This window comes from Exiguobacterium sp. HSB13, assembly GCF_056764755.1.
The window spans coordinates 2,117,153-2,135,618 of record NZ_JBUZOM010000001.1; the positions used below are offsets into that span (position 1 = coordinate 2,117,153).

The following is an 18,466-nucleotide window of genomic DNA, read 5'->3' on the forward strand; positions in this document are numbered from 1 at the left end:
AGCGACATGCTATCCTGTTATTTTTGTACATAGAGGGAATCCCTTCTCTCGGAAAGGAGATACGCGTTTATGAAACGTTGGTTATTACCGGCGAGCATCATCTTAATGGTCGCATCGGTCGGAACGTTATTGTTCCTCTTGTTCGGTCAAACAAAACCGGATACATCAAACATCACGCAAGGTGATCCAAAAACAGAATCCGCGGCCTCTTCCGAGACGAAGGAAGAAGATCCGCTCAAGCCGTCTGAAATCTTTAAGAAGGAGTTCAAGGACCTCTCGGCAACGGAGGTCGAGCTTCCAAAACAACTCGTCATCCCGAAGCACGACATCAAGACGAAGGTCGAACAGGTCGGGCTCGATAAGGATGGTGCGATGGCGACACCTAAAAACGAACAACAAGCCGGCTGGTATAAGTTCGGTCCGCGTCCCGGTGACGTCGGTAATGCCGTCATCGACGGTCACACTGATACAAAGACCGGTCCAGCGATCTTCTATAAACTGCATGAGCTGAAGAAAGGTGATCCCGTCGAAATCACCGATGCGTCTGGACGTAAGCTCGTCTTCCGCGTCAAAGAAATCGTTCAGTACGATCACTTGAAAGCACCACTGAAAAAAATCTTCGGTCCAGCCGATACACGGAACTTGAACTTGATCACGTGTATCGGAACGTACGATCAGAATAAAGGAACGTACGACGATCGTCTCGTCGTTTTCACGGAACTGGACGAGAAGGCGTCTGACCCTGTTAAGACACCACCGAAACCCGCGACGAACATTCGGATCAGTGGTGGATTCATCAACTGGTACGCTTCTACAGACGAGGACGTCGTCAAATACAACATCTATCAAGAGAAGGACGGAAAACGCAAAAAACTCGGTACGACCGAATCGATCGAGCGTAAAGCGTTCCCACTCCCTGAAGATGCAACAGGTCGTTTCGTCATCACAGCGGTCAGCAAAGCAGGAATCGAATCAGAAGACGCGTTCAGCGCCGTTCAGAAATGACAAAATGGGATGTCTCCAAGTCGGAGGCATCCCATTTTTTATTTACTTGCTGCCGGTAACGCAATCCGGAGTTGTTTCTTCCCAGACATCGTCTCATAGAACAGACTGAGTCGTCCTTCCGTCACACGGAGCTGCTCCGACGGAATGAAGACGATCCCAATCCGGCTCTCATTCGGTTTATATTTACCGTTCAAAGCATTAAATTGATCCGCAATCGTCACGATTTCGTCCTCTGTCTCGTACTCCCCGATCTTAGGTAAGATTTCAATCTCGTCCGCTGACTGATTCGTCACTTTGACGGTGATTGCAAGCAACCGTCCTGGCTCCCCCATTACTTGGAGGAGCTTTTGTTTTTCGACCTTCATCTGAACGAGTGGCGTTTGTCGTGTTTTTTCGGTCGTATCGACGTCTAGCGTCTTCAGCTTCAATCCCGCCATCTCATAGACGACACCGAGTCGATCTTCGCGATCAAACTGCTTCAGCTGTGCTTCATCCAGTCGAATCGATGTCCGCGGTTTCATCTCTTTCGTCGGTTCTTCTGCCTGAAACCAACCGAAGAGGGGGACCATGAATTTCGTTACGATGATGAGGACGAGCAAGCCCGACATCACATAAAACAATACTGTCTTCACACGTCGCCTCTTTTCTAAGCCTCGATCCGTTCCTTCATCCATCCCCGATCGAGTCCATGTACACCGGGGCGCCCATGTGTCGCAAGGTACTGGCAATACTGGACCGCAAGATATTCTGCCTGAAACTCGACGTAGCGCGTTCCCGGTAGACTATTGACCTCATAGAGATAGATGCGTCCATCCGCACCAATCCCGACATCGATCCCGAGCGCATCGAGCGGGTAGGCATAAAATGATTCGAAATAGGCCGGGAACCGTCGCGCAAAGTCGACGATCCGTCGCGAAATCGCTTCATGTTGATCCGGATAGTTCTGCTTCATGAAGATGTCCATCCGCGTCGTCGAGAACGCCCCGTGACTAAGATGGCTGACCGATTCTTGGTGATTGTTGCTGACGAACGGAAAATATTTGACGAGCTTCCACCGACCGTTCGCTCCCTTCGCGACATGGATTCGCATGCAATACGAATGCCCATGGATCGTTTGTGAGGCGATGAACGGCTGGACGATCATCGGATTCCGTTTGGTCTCTTCTTCGATGCGGCTGATCAATTCCCCTGTCGAACAGACGGTCGACTCGAGTAGATGGCTGAACCGGTACTGGTCTCCCTCCTGCTCGATCGTATAAATCCGTTGTCCCTGTTTCCCGTTCGCCGGCTTGAAGACGATTTTTCCGTATTGCTCAACCAATGGGAAGATCGTCTCTCCTTTCTTTACCCGGTGCATCGGAATCAAGACATCCTGAAACGAACCTTCTTGCGCGAGTTGGCGTAAGACGACGTTTTTATTACCAATCCGATGTGTCGTAAACGGAATCTCTGCTGCGAGACGATTGAACAACTCCTTGTCTGCATCACTGAGCGGCAAATGATTGTAGATGACGTCCGGAAACTCATACATACTTTGGTGCCAGGCATCTTCATCGAAGAAGAGTCCCCGGATCGTCCGATTTTCAAAATCGACATCGCGTGGTCGGAAAAAGAAGATGTCAACGCCCATTGAGGCACCGATGACGCAAGCAATCTTATCGCGAAATTGGGGTTTCTTATTCAGGCGTAAAATTCCGATTCGTGTCATGACGCATCCTCCTCGACCGGTTCAAAGTAGATCAAATAACGTTCCGTACTGTCCGTGACGTTATAAAACGGATAACAGGTCGAGACGACGAGCGACTCCTGCTTCGTTGACTCAAGGACCCGCGTATCTTTGTAATCGACAATCTCGCTCGATTGCATGACGTAACGATAGGAGCCGTTTGCGAGATAGAGGACGACTTCGTCGCCCTTCTTCAGCTTACTGATTTTCGAGAACGTCGTATCGTTATGTCCGGCGAGGAAAATCCGGTCGCCTTGACCTGGAAAAGCCGTCTCCGGATGATGCCCGACGCCTTTTGCGAGTGTCGCATCATCGACGCCTTCAAGCACCGGCAACTCCATTTCAAGTGACGCCACTTTTAAATAACCGACCGTCTCACCGGTTTGGAAGAGGACGTCCTCCGTCTTCTCCTTCGCTTGTTTGCTCGTGACTGCTGATTTTGATGTGGTCGATGACGTCTCTTCCGCCCGGACGACATCTTTTGCTTTTGCGAGTTCCGTCGTCAAGGTTTGCTGGACCGTCAGTTTTTGATACCCGACGTATCCAAGTAAGGCAAGTCCGATGACAAGTAACAGCGTTGATACGCGTCGCATCATGACGGCACCTCCTTCAGCATTCGTGTCCATGCCCGGCAATATCCAGATAAATTATGCTCGACGTCATCGATCCGAACCCGCATCGAGTGGTGCCGGATATAAAAACTTCCGAGAATCCGACCGGGTTTCTTCATATACATCGCGACTTCTGGATAGAAGAAGCCGTTTCGCTGATAAATCATCCGTCGTTCAATCGTCTGGTCGAGCCAGTCGATCGGAAAATCAGCTAACAAGTCGGCTCGTCCGAGCGCTTCGATTCGGTCAATCATCTCGCGTGCCGCAAGCATCAGTTCAAGGAACGTCGGGTACGTCGTCTCCCGGTGATGAATGAAGTCGAGTTTCGGGGAAACGTTCTGGAGACCGAACTGGAAATACCGCGCTTCCGGTAACCATTTCGTCAACTCATTCGCACTGTAGCTCAACCAGTGATCGTGGAACTTCCAGTACGATTTAGCGATGAAATGATCAAATGACTGGACGACACTGTCGAGCCAACGTGGATTGGAGTCGAGTGAATACAACCGCATCAAGGCATACGTCGCTTCTCCTTCGTAGTAGATGATCCGGAAGGCATCCTTCAATGCAAACGACGGGTACTCGAGTACATGCAGGTATTGACCTGATGGTTGTTGCAGCGAAAGAATGCCGGCTGCGAGTCGTTGACTGAGTCGTAACTCATCCGTCGTCTGAAACGTCTGCATGTATTCCGTCAACGCTAAGATGGCTGCAGCATTGGCACCGAGTTTGATTTCATTTGATTCACGATCAAGCACGAAGGAACGCTCCCCTTCATGTACGATCAATTCCTCGATTAAATAGCGTTTTGCTCCGTTGATCGCTTGGCGTACTCGTTCGCTTGGTGTCAGTCGATAGGCTTCAATCATCGAATAGAGTGTACTCGCATGACGTAAGCTGTTATAGAACTTGATTGGTTTATCAAAGCATGGGAAGTAACCATATTGGAAGCGACCATTCGCACGGACTTGGCGAGCAAGATACTCACTCGACTGGGCGACAATCGTCTTGATTTCAGAAGGAAGTGGTCTTGTCGTCTCACGGATTTTTTCGACATCACGTATGACTTCAAGTACATGTGGTGTTTCGTCTGCGAAGACACTGAGTGTATCAAAGAGGAGGCATGGACTTGTCGGATGAAAGACCATCCGCTCCGTCCGCCCTTGTTGGTGCGCATAATTGCTCAAGTTCGTTAGATTGATGTGTAGTTCTGGATGCGTCGGATCTTTTGTCAAAACGGCATTACCATTCAATTCTTCTTCTAGATAGGCACATTGCATCTTTCGATCAAACGCGATTCCGCGCCGAAAGTAATTTTTACGTGTTCCTTTCACACGTTCGTTTAAGGTCTCAAACGAGAGCGCCTCAAAGTTTCGGGCGATATCGAGTTTTAACCACTCCATCTCCGGTTGTTTGCGGAGCCAATTGCGTGCTTGATCTTTTACGGATTGTAGCCCTTTGCCTTGGAATCGAACGACGCGAGCCCGCTCTGATTCCTGTCCGAGTGAGACGAATAACATCATCTGACGATTCCAGTAATAGATATCATCGGTCTTCATGTGTTGTTCCAGTACATCGATGGCAGTGGTGAATCGGTTGAGCAGATCCATGTTCAGCTTCACTCCTATTCTAAAAGGATGAATCGCAGTGAGGCACAGATGGCCCCACTACGATTAACTACAGCATGACTTACTCTTGTGGACGGCGGCGGAACAGTTTCGTGAACAATCCGGCAGCTGTCGCAAGCATTCCCATGAGGGTGATCAAGAACAGATTTTCCGAAGTGTTCGGTAACGTACCACCAACGATTCGTTTAACGGGTTGAGTGATCGGTTTTGAGACGAGTGGTGATTTATTAATCGGTGCACCGACTGTGTTCGCTGGCAATGTCGGTTTGACGCTTGGTCCGTTTACAGCGCCAGTCGAAGGAGCTGGTTTGACGTTCGGACCTGAGACAGGGCTCATGCCAGGAGTTGGTGTGACACCTGGACCATTTCCTGGTGGAGTCGTTGGTGGTGTGACGACTGGGATCGGGATGATGACATTGTCATTGTCATTGTCGTTGTCATCATTCGGATTCGAGACGTTGTCTGGATCCTCTTTCCCATCATTGTCGTTGTCTTTGTCTCCACCATTATTATTATCATTGTCTCCGTCATTATCTTGATCCGCGTCGGCATCTGCGTCAGCATCAGCGTCCGCATCGGCATCCGCATCCGCATCGGCATCCGCATCGGCATCTGCGTCGGCATCTGCGTCAGCATCAGCATCTGCATCGGCATCAGCATCAGCATCTGCATCGGCATCTGCATCGGCATCAGCGTCGGCATCCGCGTCGGCATCGGCATCTGCGTCAGCATCAGCGTCAGCATCCGCATCGGCATCGGCGTCAGCATCCGCATCAGCGTCAGCATCCGCATCGGCATCGGCGTCAGCATCCGCATCGGCGTCAGCATCAGCATCGGCATCGGCGTCAGCATCCGCATCGGCATCCGCATCGGCATCCGCGTCAGCATCCGCGTCCGCATCGGCATCGGCATCGGCATCTGCGTCGGCATCGGCATCTGCATCTGCATCTGCATCCGCATCCGCGTCGGCATCCGCGTCAGCGTCAGCGTCAGCATCTGCATCCGCATCCGCGTCCGCATCGGCATCCGCATCGGCATCGGCGTCAGCATCCGCATCGGCATCGGCATCTGCGTCGGCATCCGCATCGGCATCCGCATCGGCATCTGCATCGGCATCAGCGTCGGCATCGGCATCTGCGTCGGCATCGGCATCAGCGTCAGCATCGGCATCCGCGTCGGCATCCGCATCCGCATCGGCATCCGCATCGGCATCCGCATCGGCGTCAGCGTCCGCATCCGCATCGGCGTCAGCATCCGCGTCGGCATCGGCATCAGCATCCGCATCGGCGTCAGCATCCGCATCGGCATCCGCATCGGCATCGGCGTCAGCATCCGCATCCGCGTCGGCATCCGCATCGGCATCCGCATCCGCATCAGCGTCAGCATCCGCATCGGCGTCAGCATCCGCATCAGCATCAGCATCCGCATCGGCATCCGCGTCGGCATCAGCATCAGCGTCCGCATCGGCATCCGCATCAGCGTCAGCATCGGCATCCGCATCGGCATCCGCATCGGCGTCCGCATCGGCATCTGCATCGGCATCCGCATCCGCATCGGCATCCGCATCGGCATCCGCATCCGCATCAGCGTCCGCATCCGCATCGGCATCAGCGTCGGCGTCAGCATCGGCATCGGCATCGGCATCGGCGTCAGCGTCGGCATCCGCGTCGGCATCCGCATCGGCATCGGCATCCGCATCCGCATCGGCGTCAGCATCCGCATCGGCGTCAGCATCGGCATCCGCATCGGCGTCAGCATCGGCATCCGCGTCGGCATCGGCATCCGCGTCGGCGTCAGCGTCAGCGTCAGCATCCGCATCGGCATCCGCGTCGGCATCCGCATCGGCATCCGCATCGGCATCTGCATCGGCATCCGCGTCCGCATCGGCGTCAGCATCCGCATCTGCATCGGCATCAGCATCCGCATCAGCGTCGGCATCCGCATCAGCGTCAGCATCCGCATCAGCGTCAGCATCTGCATCCGCGTCAGCATCTGCATCGGCATCAGCATCCGCATCGGCGTCGGCATCTCCATCAGCTTCTTCATTGAAAATGATTGTAGCTTGATCACCTGTATCTGCTAAGATACCTACATCTATAGCTGACGTGTTAACGACAGTACCGGTAACGACTACATTGTCATTTGGTACATTGGCTGGTTTATTGACTAAAATATCGGCTGTGATCGTCGTGTTACCAATCACTTGAACTCCTACGAGATCATTAGATATGAGAGTTAAATCAGTTGTCAGTTCATCCGATATGTCTTGCAATTCCGTCCCTAAACCCTTCAACAGGTTTAAAACAGGATTTACCGTAAGATTAAGCGTCGTATTCAATAAAATAGAATCACTGGTGACCTTTAAATTCTTTAATGATCTGACTACGTTATTAATCGTTTCTTGAACAACGTCTTTGACGGCTGGTTCAATGTGATTTCCTAACCCATCACTAAAATCAATTACAACCGTTCCGTCTTCGTTGATCGTAATCGGAACTTTATCGTTATAGTCCAGTAATTTAGATAACGCGACATCTAGATTATCTAATGCCTCGATTGCATCTTCTAACTCTTCTAACCCTTCCACCGTAAGAGCTGGATTACTTAAAAGAGGTCTTAACGCCCGAAGTAAGCTACCAAGTGTCGAAGTTAACTCTCCCGATATTGGATCTAGACTTGCCTTTAATGTCGGCAAATCCTCAAGCGTGATTGGAAGAATCTCAACACTTACGTTCGCTGGATTGGGCGCTGACATCTTACCAGCTAAATCCGGAATCGAGAATGCTGCAACACGTGTTGGATTGAGGACTTCAGCATCAGCTAATCCGGTCCCCGTCAGACCTAATGCTAAATTATACTTTTCTGTTTGCTCAGTTAAAACTGCACTGATTTGAGCATCAGTGAGAATTTCAATGTTTGCCAAGCTTGCTTGATTCGGAGCAAGTGAGTTTCGCACCGAATTCGCGAATTGGCTTTGTTGCGTCTGAAACTTCTTTTCAGAATTTTCAGCTGCTTCGGTTTTTGTATAAGTGAATGAGATCGGAGAGAGGGCGAGAGAGGACGCTGCCAGCAGTTTCACTAGTCTTCGTGTGTGGTTTCTATGGTGTCGATTCATCTTCTTTCGAAAATCAGGTGCTTTTTTCTTCATTTCAACACTCCTTTTCTACGGAAAAAATAATCGTACACCTATTATTATGCATGCAATCTCCATAAAAATATACAATTTTTTACAAAAACAATGGTTAAATAGTTATTATTAACCAGTATTTTAAATATTAATTTACCATTAAAATATAAATAATATATATTTTTAATAATATCCACTTAAGATATATTGTAATTTTATTTCATACTACTTCTATCCATTTTGTGTAAAAACGGCTTAATTCAATTTTATATGACCATAGTTTTAAAAAACGTAAAAAGACCCACGAGCGTTTGCTCGTAGGTCTAGAAACCTGCTTGTTTAGAATCGAATGTGCTGTTTACTCCAGCGGATCGATTCCTTGAACTGTCGGACGAGATCTTCAGCAGGTGCCGTTAAATAATAGGCAAGTCCGTGCACTTTCTCGGACATCTGCTGGACGACAAGTCCATCCTCGATCAACTCCTGCAATTGCTCAAGGATTTGACCGTGCGACTGATCGATCCGTTGCTCGAGTTCCCCAATCGTCAACGCACCATCACGCAAGAGATAAATGATGCTCGACTTCAGACTGTTCTCGAAGTTGTGTTGAAATTTCTGCAACGCCAGTAAATCGGCTTGTTCTTCGGTATGACGTGAATCCATCTGATTCCTGCCCCCTTTTTCTTAGCTACCTCTTCAGTATGACGCACTTTTACGCGAATTTCAAAACTCAATCGCGTTCCGTGATGATCGTATCGAACGTCTTCTCTTCCTCCGTGATGACCATCTTCTTTTGCGACCGGAGATGATAGAGACGACGGATGTTCAAGATGACGACCTTCATGACTGCGTAGAACGGTACACCGAGCAAGACGCCGAAGAAACCAGCGATGTTCCCCGCGACGAGCAAGACGATGATGATCGTCAATGGATGGACATCAAGCGTTTTCCCTTGCACGAGTGGTGACATGATGTGCGAATCAATCTGTTGCGCGACCGTCATGACGATGATCGCATAAATCGCAAGAATCGGATCCTGGATAAACCCGACGATCAAGGCCGGAATGACACCGAGAACGGGACCGAGGAACGGAATGATGTTCGTCAATGTCGCAAACAAGGCGAGCAACAACGCATAATCGATCCCGATGATCAGATATCCGATATAGGCGATGATCCCGACACCAATGCTGACGATGACTTGCCCGCGGATATAGCTCATGATCGTCAAATGGACGTCACCGAGGATTTTTTTCGTTTCCTTATGATACTCATACGGCATCAATTTAACCAGATTGCCTTTCAACTTATCGCCATCAAGCAACATATAGATCAACATGATCGGGATGATGACGATCGTCACGACTGTTGTCGTCAAAACACTGACGAATCCGCCGACACCCGTGCCGATGTTCTTCAGGAACGTCGACGCATATTCCGAGATGTTACCAGAGAACTTATTGAACAAGTTATCTGGTCCTGACAAGAAGCGTGAAAAGGCGGCGCTGTTTTCCAGTTGATCCCGGACATCGACTAATTGCCGTTGGAACTGTGTCGCAAGTGTCGGAATCGAATTGACGAACTGCGTGATCTGCTCCGACAGCATCGGACCAAAGATGAATCCGAGTGTCGTTAAAATACCAATCAAACCGACGAGCACGATCAAGACAGCAGGTCGCCGCTTCATCTTTTTCTCAAGCAACTCGACGATCGGTAGCAGGACATAATAGAGAATCCCGGCAATCGCGAGGGGTGGTACGACCATCTGAAGCAGAATCGCGACCGGTCGGAATAGGAACGTCACATGATCGCCAATCCAGACGATGATCAGTAACGTCATGACCCACCAGGCGAATCGGTACCATTTGTTTTCAAACATTTTTTGCATCTAACCACTTCCCTACGTAAAAGAATAAAGTTCAATATCCCCTTTAGTTTTCCTTAAAACGATGCTTCCTAATCCTTATTCTTAAAAAATATATAGTTCGTTATCGTTTAACACATATATGATATATTTGTTTTAGTCAATTTTGCAGATTCAGATTTGCCGAGACCTTCAAATCTGCGTAAGATAAGTGTATTCGGCATTTAAGCAATCTTTTTAATACATGTAAAATAGAATACGGAGGATACCTCAGTGAAATGGATCAATCATACCATCGGTCGCCAATTGATGTTCGCTTTTTATATGGTGTTTGTCGCACTCAGCATCACGTCCGGAATCGTTTACTTCTATACGGAGAAGAAAATCGATCAAGCGAATGCGACGTTCGATGATTTACGCGAACGACGGACGAATGCCAATGCACTCGCAAGCGAATGGACTGTCGCGCAAAGCAACGTCAAATCCTACTTATTGACTGGCTCACAAGAAACACTTGATGCCGTCAAGGCAAATCAACAGGAAATCAACCGCTTGACGACATGGTTCGAAAAGTATGCGGTATATGAGCAAGGAAAGGAATATGCGACAGCGACGCGTCAAATCTATGACGATTACTTCGGAACATCGCTTCCACTCCTGAACGAATACGTTGAAGGAAAAAAAGACGGGAAAATCAATGAAGACTTCGTTGATCCGAATACGCTTGCTGCTCTTTCCAACGGGAAAGACCTGTTCACCGAAAACGGTACGTTACGTGGATCGGTCAGCTTATCAGATGCCGATGTCGACATGACACGGATTGATACGTTACTTGCGGATTATCTGACGTTGATTCAAGGGAAAGAAGTCGACGCAAAGAACGATCTTCTAGGCGAAATGCGTGTTGCACAGTTCATCTGGCTCTCGAACCTCGTCGTCTTGATTCTCGTCCTCTTCTCGCTCGTTCGTCCGTTCATCAGCCGCGTCACGAAGCAGGTCAATACACTGTCTCGCGATAGTGCACTCCTTGCGACGGGGGAAGACATCCAAGCGATTCCGTTGCCTAAACGCAAGGACGAGCTGCATACGCTGACGGCTTCCTTCAATCAGATGGCCGCTTCGATTGCTGACAATAAGATCCATATGATCGCGAAGAACGAAGAACTTCAAGCGCAACAAGAAGAACTCGTCGCACAGCAAGAAGAATTGCAAGCGCAACAGGAAGAACTCGAAGAAGCACTTGATATCACACTTCGGAGTGAACAACATCTGAAGTATCGCAATGAGTTGACCGAAACGCTTGCCTCTCGTGAGACATTGACCGCTTATCCGGAAATCATCGAGAAGCTCGTCTCGATTACGCATTCTGAAATTGGCGCCCTGTTGTTCCTTGATCAACAAGAAGTTCGCTCGACGATTGATTACGGCATGACGGAAGAGATGGTCGGTCGTCTTGTCTCTGATGACCAATCCCTCTTGCACCGCGCACGTCTCTTGAAGCGTCCCGTCCATTCATCGAAACAGGTCGCGCACGAGAGTCCGCTCCCGTATCCGTACTATATGTACGAAGTCGCAGTACCTGTCATGGATCCGTCAAAAGAGCACATGATCGCCTGTATCTATCTCGTTCGTTATCGTGATGCCTTTACGACGGAGCAGATGAATGACATCCTGTCGTTCTCACATCAATTGTCGCTTTCACTCCTCCGGATGGGGATCTATGAGGAAATGATCCGCGAAAAGAACAAGACGACGCAATTGTTGAATTCGATTCGCGAAGCTGTCGTCTATATCGAACATGAGACGGATGAGTTGCTCGTCAACGAACCACTGATGACGTTGTTCCCGGAAGTTCCGACATCATTCGAAGACGAAGAACGTTCTGCGTTTGAGCAAGCGATGCAATCGTTAGCAGATATCATTGATGAACCAGCAGCGTTCGAACGGTACATCGAGCAGATCGTCGAACTGAATTTACCGAAAGACAGCTTGATTGTCTCGATTCGCAAACAGAGTACCTATATCCAGATCTACGCTGAGAAAATCGAAGTCGACGGCACATGGGTCGGTACGATGCTTGTCCTCCGCGACGTCACGAAGGAAACAGAAGCTGAGCGGATGAAGGAAGAATTCGTCTCGACCGTCTCGCATGAATTGCGGACACCGCTCTCTTCGATCTATGGCTTCACGGAGCTGATGCTCAACAAACGGTTCGAAGAAGAACGGCAACGGAAGTACTTGCAGACCATTCACTCGGAGACTGGTCGCCTGACGACGCTCGTCAATGACTTCCTCGACGTCCAGCGCATGGAGTCGAGTGAACACCGTTACGAACTGACGACGTTCGATGTCGTCGAACTTGCCCAGGACTTGATCGAGTTCTATGATGTCTCACACGAAACGCACACGATTGATTTCGAGGCACGTGGTCCGATCATGATCGACGGCGATGCGGAAAAGATGAAGCAGTTGCTCAACAACCTACTCAGTAATGCCGTCAAGTACTCCCCGAGTGGTGGTACGATCTTGATCCGGATTACAAATGAACTCGGTTTCGCCCAAATCCGGATTCAAGATGAGGGTATCGGGATTCCGCAAGATGCCCTTCCGAAATTGTTCGACAAGTTCTATCGTGTCGATAACTCCGAGACACGGAAAATCGGCGGAACTGGTCTTGGTCTGTCGATCTGTAAGGAGATCGTCAAACACCACAACGGAACGATCGATGTCGAATCCGTCATCGGTGTCGGATCGACCTTTACGATTCGTTTCCCAATCGCTGTCATCTCGACGATCCTCACGTATGAAGATTAAATGACGCGACCGTCCACATCACGTGGACGGTCTTTTTTGTCGTTAGATTCGATGAAGGGCGGGGTATAGTCATAAGCGCATTAGGAGAAGGAGGAATTAACATGCAACTTGGATGGATTGGGTTAGGACACATGGGTATACCGATGGCGAAGCGTCTGCTCGATGGGGGGCATGACGTAATCATCTACAACCGGACGTATGAAAAAACAGCTCCGTTGACTGAAAGAGGAGCAACAGCTGTCAAAGAAGCACGGGACGTCGTGCGTCAGAGTGATATCATCTTCGTCATGCTCGCAGACGGACCGGCTGTCGTGTCCGTTCTCAAAAGCGTACAGGAGGATCTCGCTGATAAAACAATCGTCAATTTGAGCACGATTTCACCAGAGGAAACGAAAGACATGGCGCGCCTCGTCGAAGAGAGTAATGGAACGTATCTCGAATCACCTGTGTCGGGATCCGTTCCGGTCGCAGAAAACGGTCAGCTCGTCTTGCTTGCTGGAGGTGACGCGAAAGTCATCGCGACTTGTCAGCCGTATCTCGACTTACTCGGCAAAGAAACGATTCATTTTGGACAACATGGCTCAGGTAGTGCGGCGAAGCTTGCCATCAATCTCTTACTCGCTGTCGTCGGGCAAGGGGTCGCGGAGACGTTACTGCTCGGAGAAGGTGCAGGTCTTGAGAAAGAGAAGCTAATTCAGATGATCAGTGCTTCCGGAATGAATACGCCACTCTTCACCGGCAAACGTGACATGTACCGAAAGAACGACTTCCCGTCTGCCTTTCCACTCCGTCTGATGGCGAAGGATCTCGGGCTGATCACGACTGAAGCAAAACGTCAACGGCTCGAGCTACCACTTGCACAAGCGACGGACGCTAGCTACGCTGAAGCGAAACCTGATTTTGGCGACGCAGACATGGCTGCGATCTATCTCGCCTTACAGAAAAAATAACGAAAAGGGTGAGGCCTCTCGATCTGAGAAGCATCACCCTTTTCATGTGTTGTTATTTGAGCGACGTAACGATCCCCATCATTTGATCACTCGTCATCAACGCTTTCGAGTTAAACTGATACGCCCGCTGAAGCTGCGTCAAGTTCGTCATTTCAAGCGCCATATCGACGTTTGATGTCTCAAGCCGACCGACCGTCAACGGATTTCCCGTTGCATTCTGGTATTGTCCGGTTGCTGTGAACAAACCACCACCGACTTCCGTCAACTCACCGTAGTTTGGAATGTCCGCGACACCCACTCGAGCGAGGACACGTCGATCTCCGTTTAGGATTCCCGTGATGTTGCCGTCTTTGTTCAGTTCAATCTCGGTCGCGTTCGCCGGCAAGACGATCGGATCATTCGCCTGGTTGATGACAGAACGTCCGGCATCATCCGTTAGCAGGACTTGTCCGTTCGCTTGTGGCGACAACTGAAAGTTCCCGTCTCGCGTGAACTTCGTTACACCATCCGTATCGACGACACCGAAGAAATGATGTGGGTTACCAAGTGCCGCATCGAGTTTCCGGTCCGTCGTCCGGAACGTTCCGACGCCAAAGCGCGTCGCTTCGTTTGCAACGTAGCCTCCGACACCGAGTCGAAGTCCTTCTGGTGTCGTCAACGGACCTGGCGTAAAGCCTGTCGCTTGGTTGTTAATATTACGGACGAGCAGTTCATTAAACTGAGCATCCCGACGTTTGTAGCCGTTCGTATCGACGTTAGCCAGGTTTTGACCGGTCGTATCGAGCTGCTTTTGCAACTGTCCCATCGTACTTGCGGATGTATAGATTGATTGCATCGTATCCTCCTATTAGCGAACGCGTCCGATTTCGGAAACAGCCTTCTCCGCTGTCCGGTCGTACGCTTGAATGACTTTTTGATTGGCTTCGAACTGGCGCAGACCGGCATTCATCTCTGCCATCGTCTGTTCCACTTCAACGTTCCCGAGTTCGAGTACACCTTGATCGACTCGGACGTTTCCGGCATTCAACGGATCAGCAGAACGGAACAAGCCGTTTCCTGTCCGCTCGAGCGTCTCCGGTTGATCCGTTACGACAAGACCCAAGTTTCCGATTGCTTGACCGTTCCCATCTGTAACAGCACCGTTCGCGTCAACGAGGAAGTCTTCATTGACGACGTTGAGTGGTTGTCCGTTCGTATCGAGGACAAGATCATTCTCTGTCGTCCGGAGTAGCCCGTCTTGTCCGACGGCGAACTGTCCGTTCGTCGTATAAAGGGTCTCTTCGTCTCCTGTCAGCGGATCCTGGTGACGGATCGTAAAGAGCGGTGCCCCTTCAAGCGAACTGATTTGTAAATCTGTCGCATTCCCCGTCTCCGTGATCGAACCTTGGGTGAAGTTCGGGGTCGCTGCCTGCATGAAGACACCAGTCGCGAGTTTTCCGACCGTCGCGACTCCCCGCACACCTGTCCGTTCATTGTTTGCTGTCTGCTGAATCAGCATCTCCGGAAACGTCCGGAGTGACGCCTGATCAGCGCGGAAGCCCGGCGTCCGCGCATTCGCCAAGTTGTTGCTGAGCATTTCCTGTTGGCGTTGTAATGCCTGCATCGCATTCGACGCCGTGTACATTCCTCGTAGCATGCGTTCATCTCCTCATTGACTTCATGTTCAATTCTTTCCTCTCAGTATATCGGTCGAGTTAACGTGAATTATGAGCTTTTTTGAACAAAAAGGGAATGTTCATCAGAGATGAATCGAAAGACCTATTAGAATCACGTTCTCCTTTTTTTCAATAGATTACATATTCAAAATTGACAAAAATTGTTATGCTATAGCTAACAAAAACATGATCCTCGAGGTGAAACCTATGAGCTTCTTTAAAAAACGTGCTACTGAACGAACCGTGCCTGGGTCTTTAGATTTATACACACTGTCCGACGTCACTTATTTTTTAGAGAACCATCCAGATGCCGTCTATACGATGGATACAAAGGGTCACTTCATTTCCTTCAACAATAAATTTCCCCTTATGCTCGGTTACGATCGGGATCGTCTTAAGCAACTCCATTTCGAAACGTTTTTAAAGCCAAATGATGTAGAGGAAGTCAAACAGTTTAAGAAACGGGTCTATTCGGGCGAAACCGTCCACTTCACGACGACGGTTCGACATAAAGACGGACATTGGTTGACATTGAACGTTACGAATATCCCGATTTACGATCAACGTGTCATCATCGGTCTTTATGGGATTGCCCGTGATGTATCACATCAACAGGAACTTCGGACTGATTATCAGCGTCTATTGATGAAAGATAAATTGACGAACTCGATTGACGGTGTCAGTTTCGTTGAATACTTCCCAACGTCAAAAGAAATCGCTGCATCACCCTCTCTCGCTATATTATTACAACTTTCCAAAAAACATTTAGCGAAGATGGATACGTATGACTTTCTTGAAGAACTCCATCCAGAGGATCGAACGATTTTTCGCGAACAAAGTCTCGCGTTGCATATGGGGAAAATTCCAACGTTCTCGATGCAGTTACGGATGGGTCGTAGAGGTCAATTCCAAAAGATCGTCCACTGTGAAGGTGTCGTTCAGACGGATACGATTCCGAGTTCACTCCTCTTCATTCTCAAGGATGCGACACCGCTCATCCAGCTCGAGCAAGAACGGGATCTTGCCATCGCCTCTTTGAAGAAGTTCTTCACGTCGCTCCACACGACCGCTTATGAGCATCGTTATAAAGACAATACTGTAACGTTTCATGCTGCCGGGTTCCTCGAACCGTATACCGATTATCTCCGGCGGATTGAACAGGATCATCAACTGTGGACGAAGCTCGTCTCATCAGAAGACCTCGTCCTCATGCGAGAGGCCTATCCGAAAATTCGGCAAGGTGAAGTCGTCCGACTCGTCTATCGCTTGAACTATCCCGATCGCCAGTTCTGGGTCGAAGAGACATGCATCCCGATCATCGATGCACATGGTGAAGTTCTCGGTCATTACGGTGTCTCGACTGATATTACGCGTCTGAAAGAACAACAACATGAGATTTGGCACCTTTCGATGCATGATCCAATCACCGATTTACCCAATCACGCCTTTACGTTAGAACAAGTTCGTGACTTGTTGACGCATCGTTCGCCATTCACTTTATTAACGGTCACGTTTAATCAACACAGCCGTCTCGCTGAGCGATTCGGTCACGAAATCGGGGAAGAATGGATCCGCCAGACGAGTGCAGCCGTGAAGAAGCTTATCAAAAAAGAAGTATTCATAGGTCATCTATTTGGTGATAAATTCCTTATCATCTTAAAGGGTAAAATCGATGAAACACGCGCGATCGGACTCGCGAATCAGTTGCTTGAGCTGACGCATCACCGGTTCGACGTCTTATCCTACGAATTGTTTTCGAAGGTCTTCATCGGCATCACCTACTCCGTCCATCATGATCATACAGCGGAAGAACTGATTAAACAGACCTATACGGCACTCCGACGTGCGAAGTCGATTTCTAAAAGTAACTTCCAGTTCTATTCATCGAAACTCGACATCACGATGTATCGCCGTTATCAACTCGAACGCGATTTGAGACATGTCATCAGTCAGAACCAGCTGTTCCTTGAGTATCAACCGAAAGTCGATAGTTGGAGTGGACGTATTGTCGGTGCGGAAGCATTGATTCGGTGGGATCACCCGGAATGGGGACGACTTGCGCCAAAGGACTTCCTGTCGCTTTCGGAAGAGAGTGACCTCTATATCCACATCGGGGACTGGGTACTCGATCAAGCCTGTCGATTGATTCGTGATCTGCTCGATGAACAACCGGAACATGTCGTTCCCCTATCAATTAACTTGTCGCCAAAACGACTGTTCTACGGTGATTTTGCGAACGTCGTCGAACAGCACTTAAAAAAACATGGTGTTCCGGGTCATCTGTTAGAGATTGAACTACTTGAATCCGACGTGCTGCTTGAAGGCGGACAAGTCCTCGAGACACTCGAACGTCTCGTCGATCTCGGCGTCAAACTCTCACTGGATGATTTCGGAACAGCTTATTCATCGATTTCCTACGTCCAGCGTTATCCGGTTCATTGCCTGAAAATTGATCGGTCGTTTGCGATTCATGCCGAACATGATCCAAAGAGCCTCTCTGTCATTAAAAGCGTCATCTACATGGCAAAGGAGTTCGGTTTGACCGTCGTTGCGGAAGGCATCGAGAACATGCAACAACTGAACCTCTATCGAGACTTAGAATGTGACATGATTCAAGGCTATCTCTTCAGTAAACCTGTCGATATCGAAACATTTAAGCAACTGCTTGAGAACGGTATTCTCTATCCGAAAGATACGGGCACTGCTCCACCGAAGGAGCCCATTCTTAGTCTGCATGCGAAGGTGACGATTTCGAAGCTGAATGGACAGGCGATCCAAGTCGGATCGTCCCCAATCTTGATCAATCGTTGTACGAATCGAACGATTTCTTTCTATTCCTCGATTCGATTGCCGGTGAAGCATAAACTGGAACTCTCCCTGCAATTGCATCACCTGACACATCCCGACATCTTCATTGAACCGACGTCGATTTCTGAACTCGATAATGGTCTCTTCTATTACGTCGCTGACTTCCAAGTCCGCGCCTTGTCTCTCATCGTCCAAGAACAGTTGAATCATTCCCATCATTCGCGCGTCGACGACTTCTTCGAACAATCGACTGTATAAAAAAAGCTTCCATCCCCTTA

The 18,466-nt window shown here is 49.3% G+C and carries 13 protein-coding genes; 4 read left to right on the top strand and 9 right to left on the bottom strand.

Features of this window, described 5'->3' with window-relative positions; translation table 11 throughout:
- The first annotated feature begins 69 nt into the window (after positions 1-69).
- Positions 70-1,005, top strand: coding sequence for a class F sortase (locus tag ACZGCQ_RS11070; RefSeq protein ID WP_481266290.1), 936 nt, complete (start codon positions 70-72; stop codon positions 1,003-1,005).
- A 38-nt stretch (positions 1,006-1,043) separates the two neighbouring features.
- On the opposite strand, the gene ACZGCQ_RS11075 is transcribed toward ACZGCQ_RS11070, so the two are convergent.
- From ACZGCQ_RS11075 to ACZGCQ_RS11105, 7 genes are all read right to left on the bottom strand, one after another.
- Entirely contained in the window at positions 1,044-1,637 is a 594-nt protein-coding gene (locus tag ACZGCQ_RS11075; RefSeq protein WP_481266291.1) for a hypothetical protein, read from the bottom strand.
- A gap of 14 nt (positions 1,638-1,651) precedes the next feature.
- Positions 1,652-2,713, bottom strand: coding sequence for a YheC/YheD family protein (locus ACZGCQ_RS11080; RefSeq protein ID WP_481266292.1), 1,062 nt, complete (start codon positions 2,711-2,713; stop codon positions 1,652-1,654).
- Positions 2,710-3,327 (bottom strand): class D sortase, encoded by a 618-nt coding sequence (locus ACZGCQ_RS11085; RefSeq protein WP_481266293.1) that lies wholly within the window; start codon positions 3,325-3,327, stop codon positions 2,710-2,712. The genes ACZGCQ_RS11080 and ACZGCQ_RS11085 overlap by 4 nt, the downstream gene beginning before the upstream one ends.
- Positions 3,324-4,952: a poly(glycerol-phosphate) alpha-glucosyltransferase gene (locus ACZGCQ_RS11090; protein WP_481266294.1), complete on the bottom strand. Its 1,629-nt coding sequence runs from the start codon at positions 4,950-4,952 to the stop codon at positions 3,324-3,326. Before ACZGCQ_RS11090 ends, ACZGCQ_RS11085 begins: the two co-directional genes overlap by 4 nt.
- 79 nt (positions 4,953-5,031) lie before the next feature.
- Positions 5,032-7,893 carry an adhesive domain-containing protein gene (locus tag ACZGCQ_RS11095; protein ID WP_481266295.1) on the bottom strand — a complete coding sequence of 954 codons (2,862 nt, stop codon included), beginning with the start codon at positions 7,891-7,893 and terminating at the stop codon, positions 5,032-5,034.
- 543 nt (positions 7,894-8,436) lie between these two features.
- On the bottom strand, positions 8,437-8,760 hold the full coding sequence (locus tag ACZGCQ_RS11100) for a winged helix-turn-helix transcriptional regulator (RefSeq protein WP_058704119.1): 324 nt from the start codon (positions 8,758-8,760) through the stop codon (positions 8,437-8,439).
- Positions 8,761-8,827: 67 nt separating this feature from the next.
- Entirely contained in the window at positions 8,828-9,985 is a 1,158-nt protein-coding gene (locus tag ACZGCQ_RS11105) for an AI-2E family transporter (RefSeq protein ID WP_481266296.1), read from the bottom strand.
- Positions 9,986-10,234: 249 nt separating this feature from the next.
- On the opposite strand from ACZGCQ_RS11105, the gene ACZGCQ_RS11110 reads away from it, so the two are divergent.
- Positions 10,235-12,775: a HAMP domain-containing sensor histidine kinase gene (locus ACZGCQ_RS11110; RefSeq protein ID WP_481266297.1), complete on the top strand. Its 2,541-nt coding sequence runs from the start codon at positions 10,235-10,237 to the stop codon at positions 12,773-12,775.
- A gap of 101 nt (positions 12,776-12,876) precedes the next feature.
- Positions 12,877-13,725, top strand: coding sequence for an NAD(P)-dependent oxidoreductase (locus ACZGCQ_RS11115; protein WP_481266298.1), 849 nt, complete (start codon positions 12,877-12,879; stop codon positions 13,723-13,725).
- 52 nt (positions 13,726-13,777) lie between these two features.
- On the opposite strand, the gene ACZGCQ_RS11120 is transcribed toward ACZGCQ_RS11115, so the two are convergent.
- Positions 13,778-14,560 (bottom strand): flagellar hook-basal body protein, encoded by a 783-nt coding sequence (locus ACZGCQ_RS11120; RefSeq protein ID WP_481266299.1) that lies wholly within the window; start codon positions 14,558-14,560, stop codon positions 13,778-13,780.
- A 12-nt stretch (positions 14,561-14,572) separates the two neighbouring features.
- Positions 14,573-15,361 carry a flagellar hook-basal body protein gene (locus ACZGCQ_RS11125; RefSeq protein ID WP_214808006.1) on the bottom strand — a complete coding sequence of 263 codons (789 nt, stop codon included), beginning with the start codon at positions 15,359-15,361 and terminating at the stop codon, positions 14,573-14,575.
- Between the two features lie 226 nt (positions 15,362-15,587).
- Between ACZGCQ_RS11125 and ACZGCQ_RS11130 the strand changes: the two genes are divergently transcribed.
- Positions 15,588-18,446 carry a sensor domain-containing protein gene (locus tag ACZGCQ_RS11130; RefSeq protein WP_481266300.1) on the top strand — a complete coding sequence of 953 codons (2,859 nt, stop codon included), beginning with the start codon at positions 15,588-15,590 and terminating at the stop codon, positions 18,444-18,446.
- Positions 18,447-18,466 lie beyond the last annotated feature (20 nt).

Coding starts and splice junctions, on each gene's coding strand:
- ACZGCQ_RS11070 (WP_481266290.1), top strand. CDS start 70: ATGAAACGTTGGTTATTACCGGCGAGCATCATCTTAATGGTCGCATCG.
- ACZGCQ_RS11080 (WP_481266292.1), bottom strand. CDS start 2,713: ATGACACGAATCGGAATTTTACGCCTGAATAAGAAACCCCAATTTCGC.
- ACZGCQ_RS11085 (WP_481266293.1), bottom strand. CDS start 3,327: ATGATGCGACGCGTATCAACGCTGTTACTTGTCATCGGACTTGCCTTA.
- ACZGCQ_RS11090 (WP_481266294.1), bottom strand. CDS start 4,952: ATGGATCTGCTCAACCGATTCACCACTGCCATCGATGTACTGGAACAA.
- ACZGCQ_RS11100 (WP_058704119.1), bottom strand. CDS start 8,760: ATGGATTCACGTCATACCGAAGAACAAGCCGATTTACTGGCGTTGCAG.
- ACZGCQ_RS11105 (WP_481266296.1), bottom strand. CDS start 9,985: ATGCAAAAAATGTTTGAAAACAAATGGTACCGATTCGCCTGGTGGGTC.
- ACZGCQ_RS11115 (WP_481266298.1), top strand. CDS start 12,877: ATGCAACTTGGATGGATTGGGTTAGGACACATGGGTATACCGATGGCG.
- ACZGCQ_RS11120 (WP_481266299.1), bottom strand. CDS start 14,560: ATGCAATCAATCTATACATCCGCAAGTACGATGGGACAGTTGCAAAAG.
- ACZGCQ_RS11125 (WP_214808006.1), bottom strand. CDS start 15,361: ATGCTACGAGGAATGTACACGGCGTCGAATGCGATGCAGGCATTACAA.
- ACZGCQ_RS11130 (WP_481266300.1), top strand. CDS start 15,588: ATGAGCTTCTTTAAAAAACGTGCTACTGAACGAACCGTGCCTGGGTCT.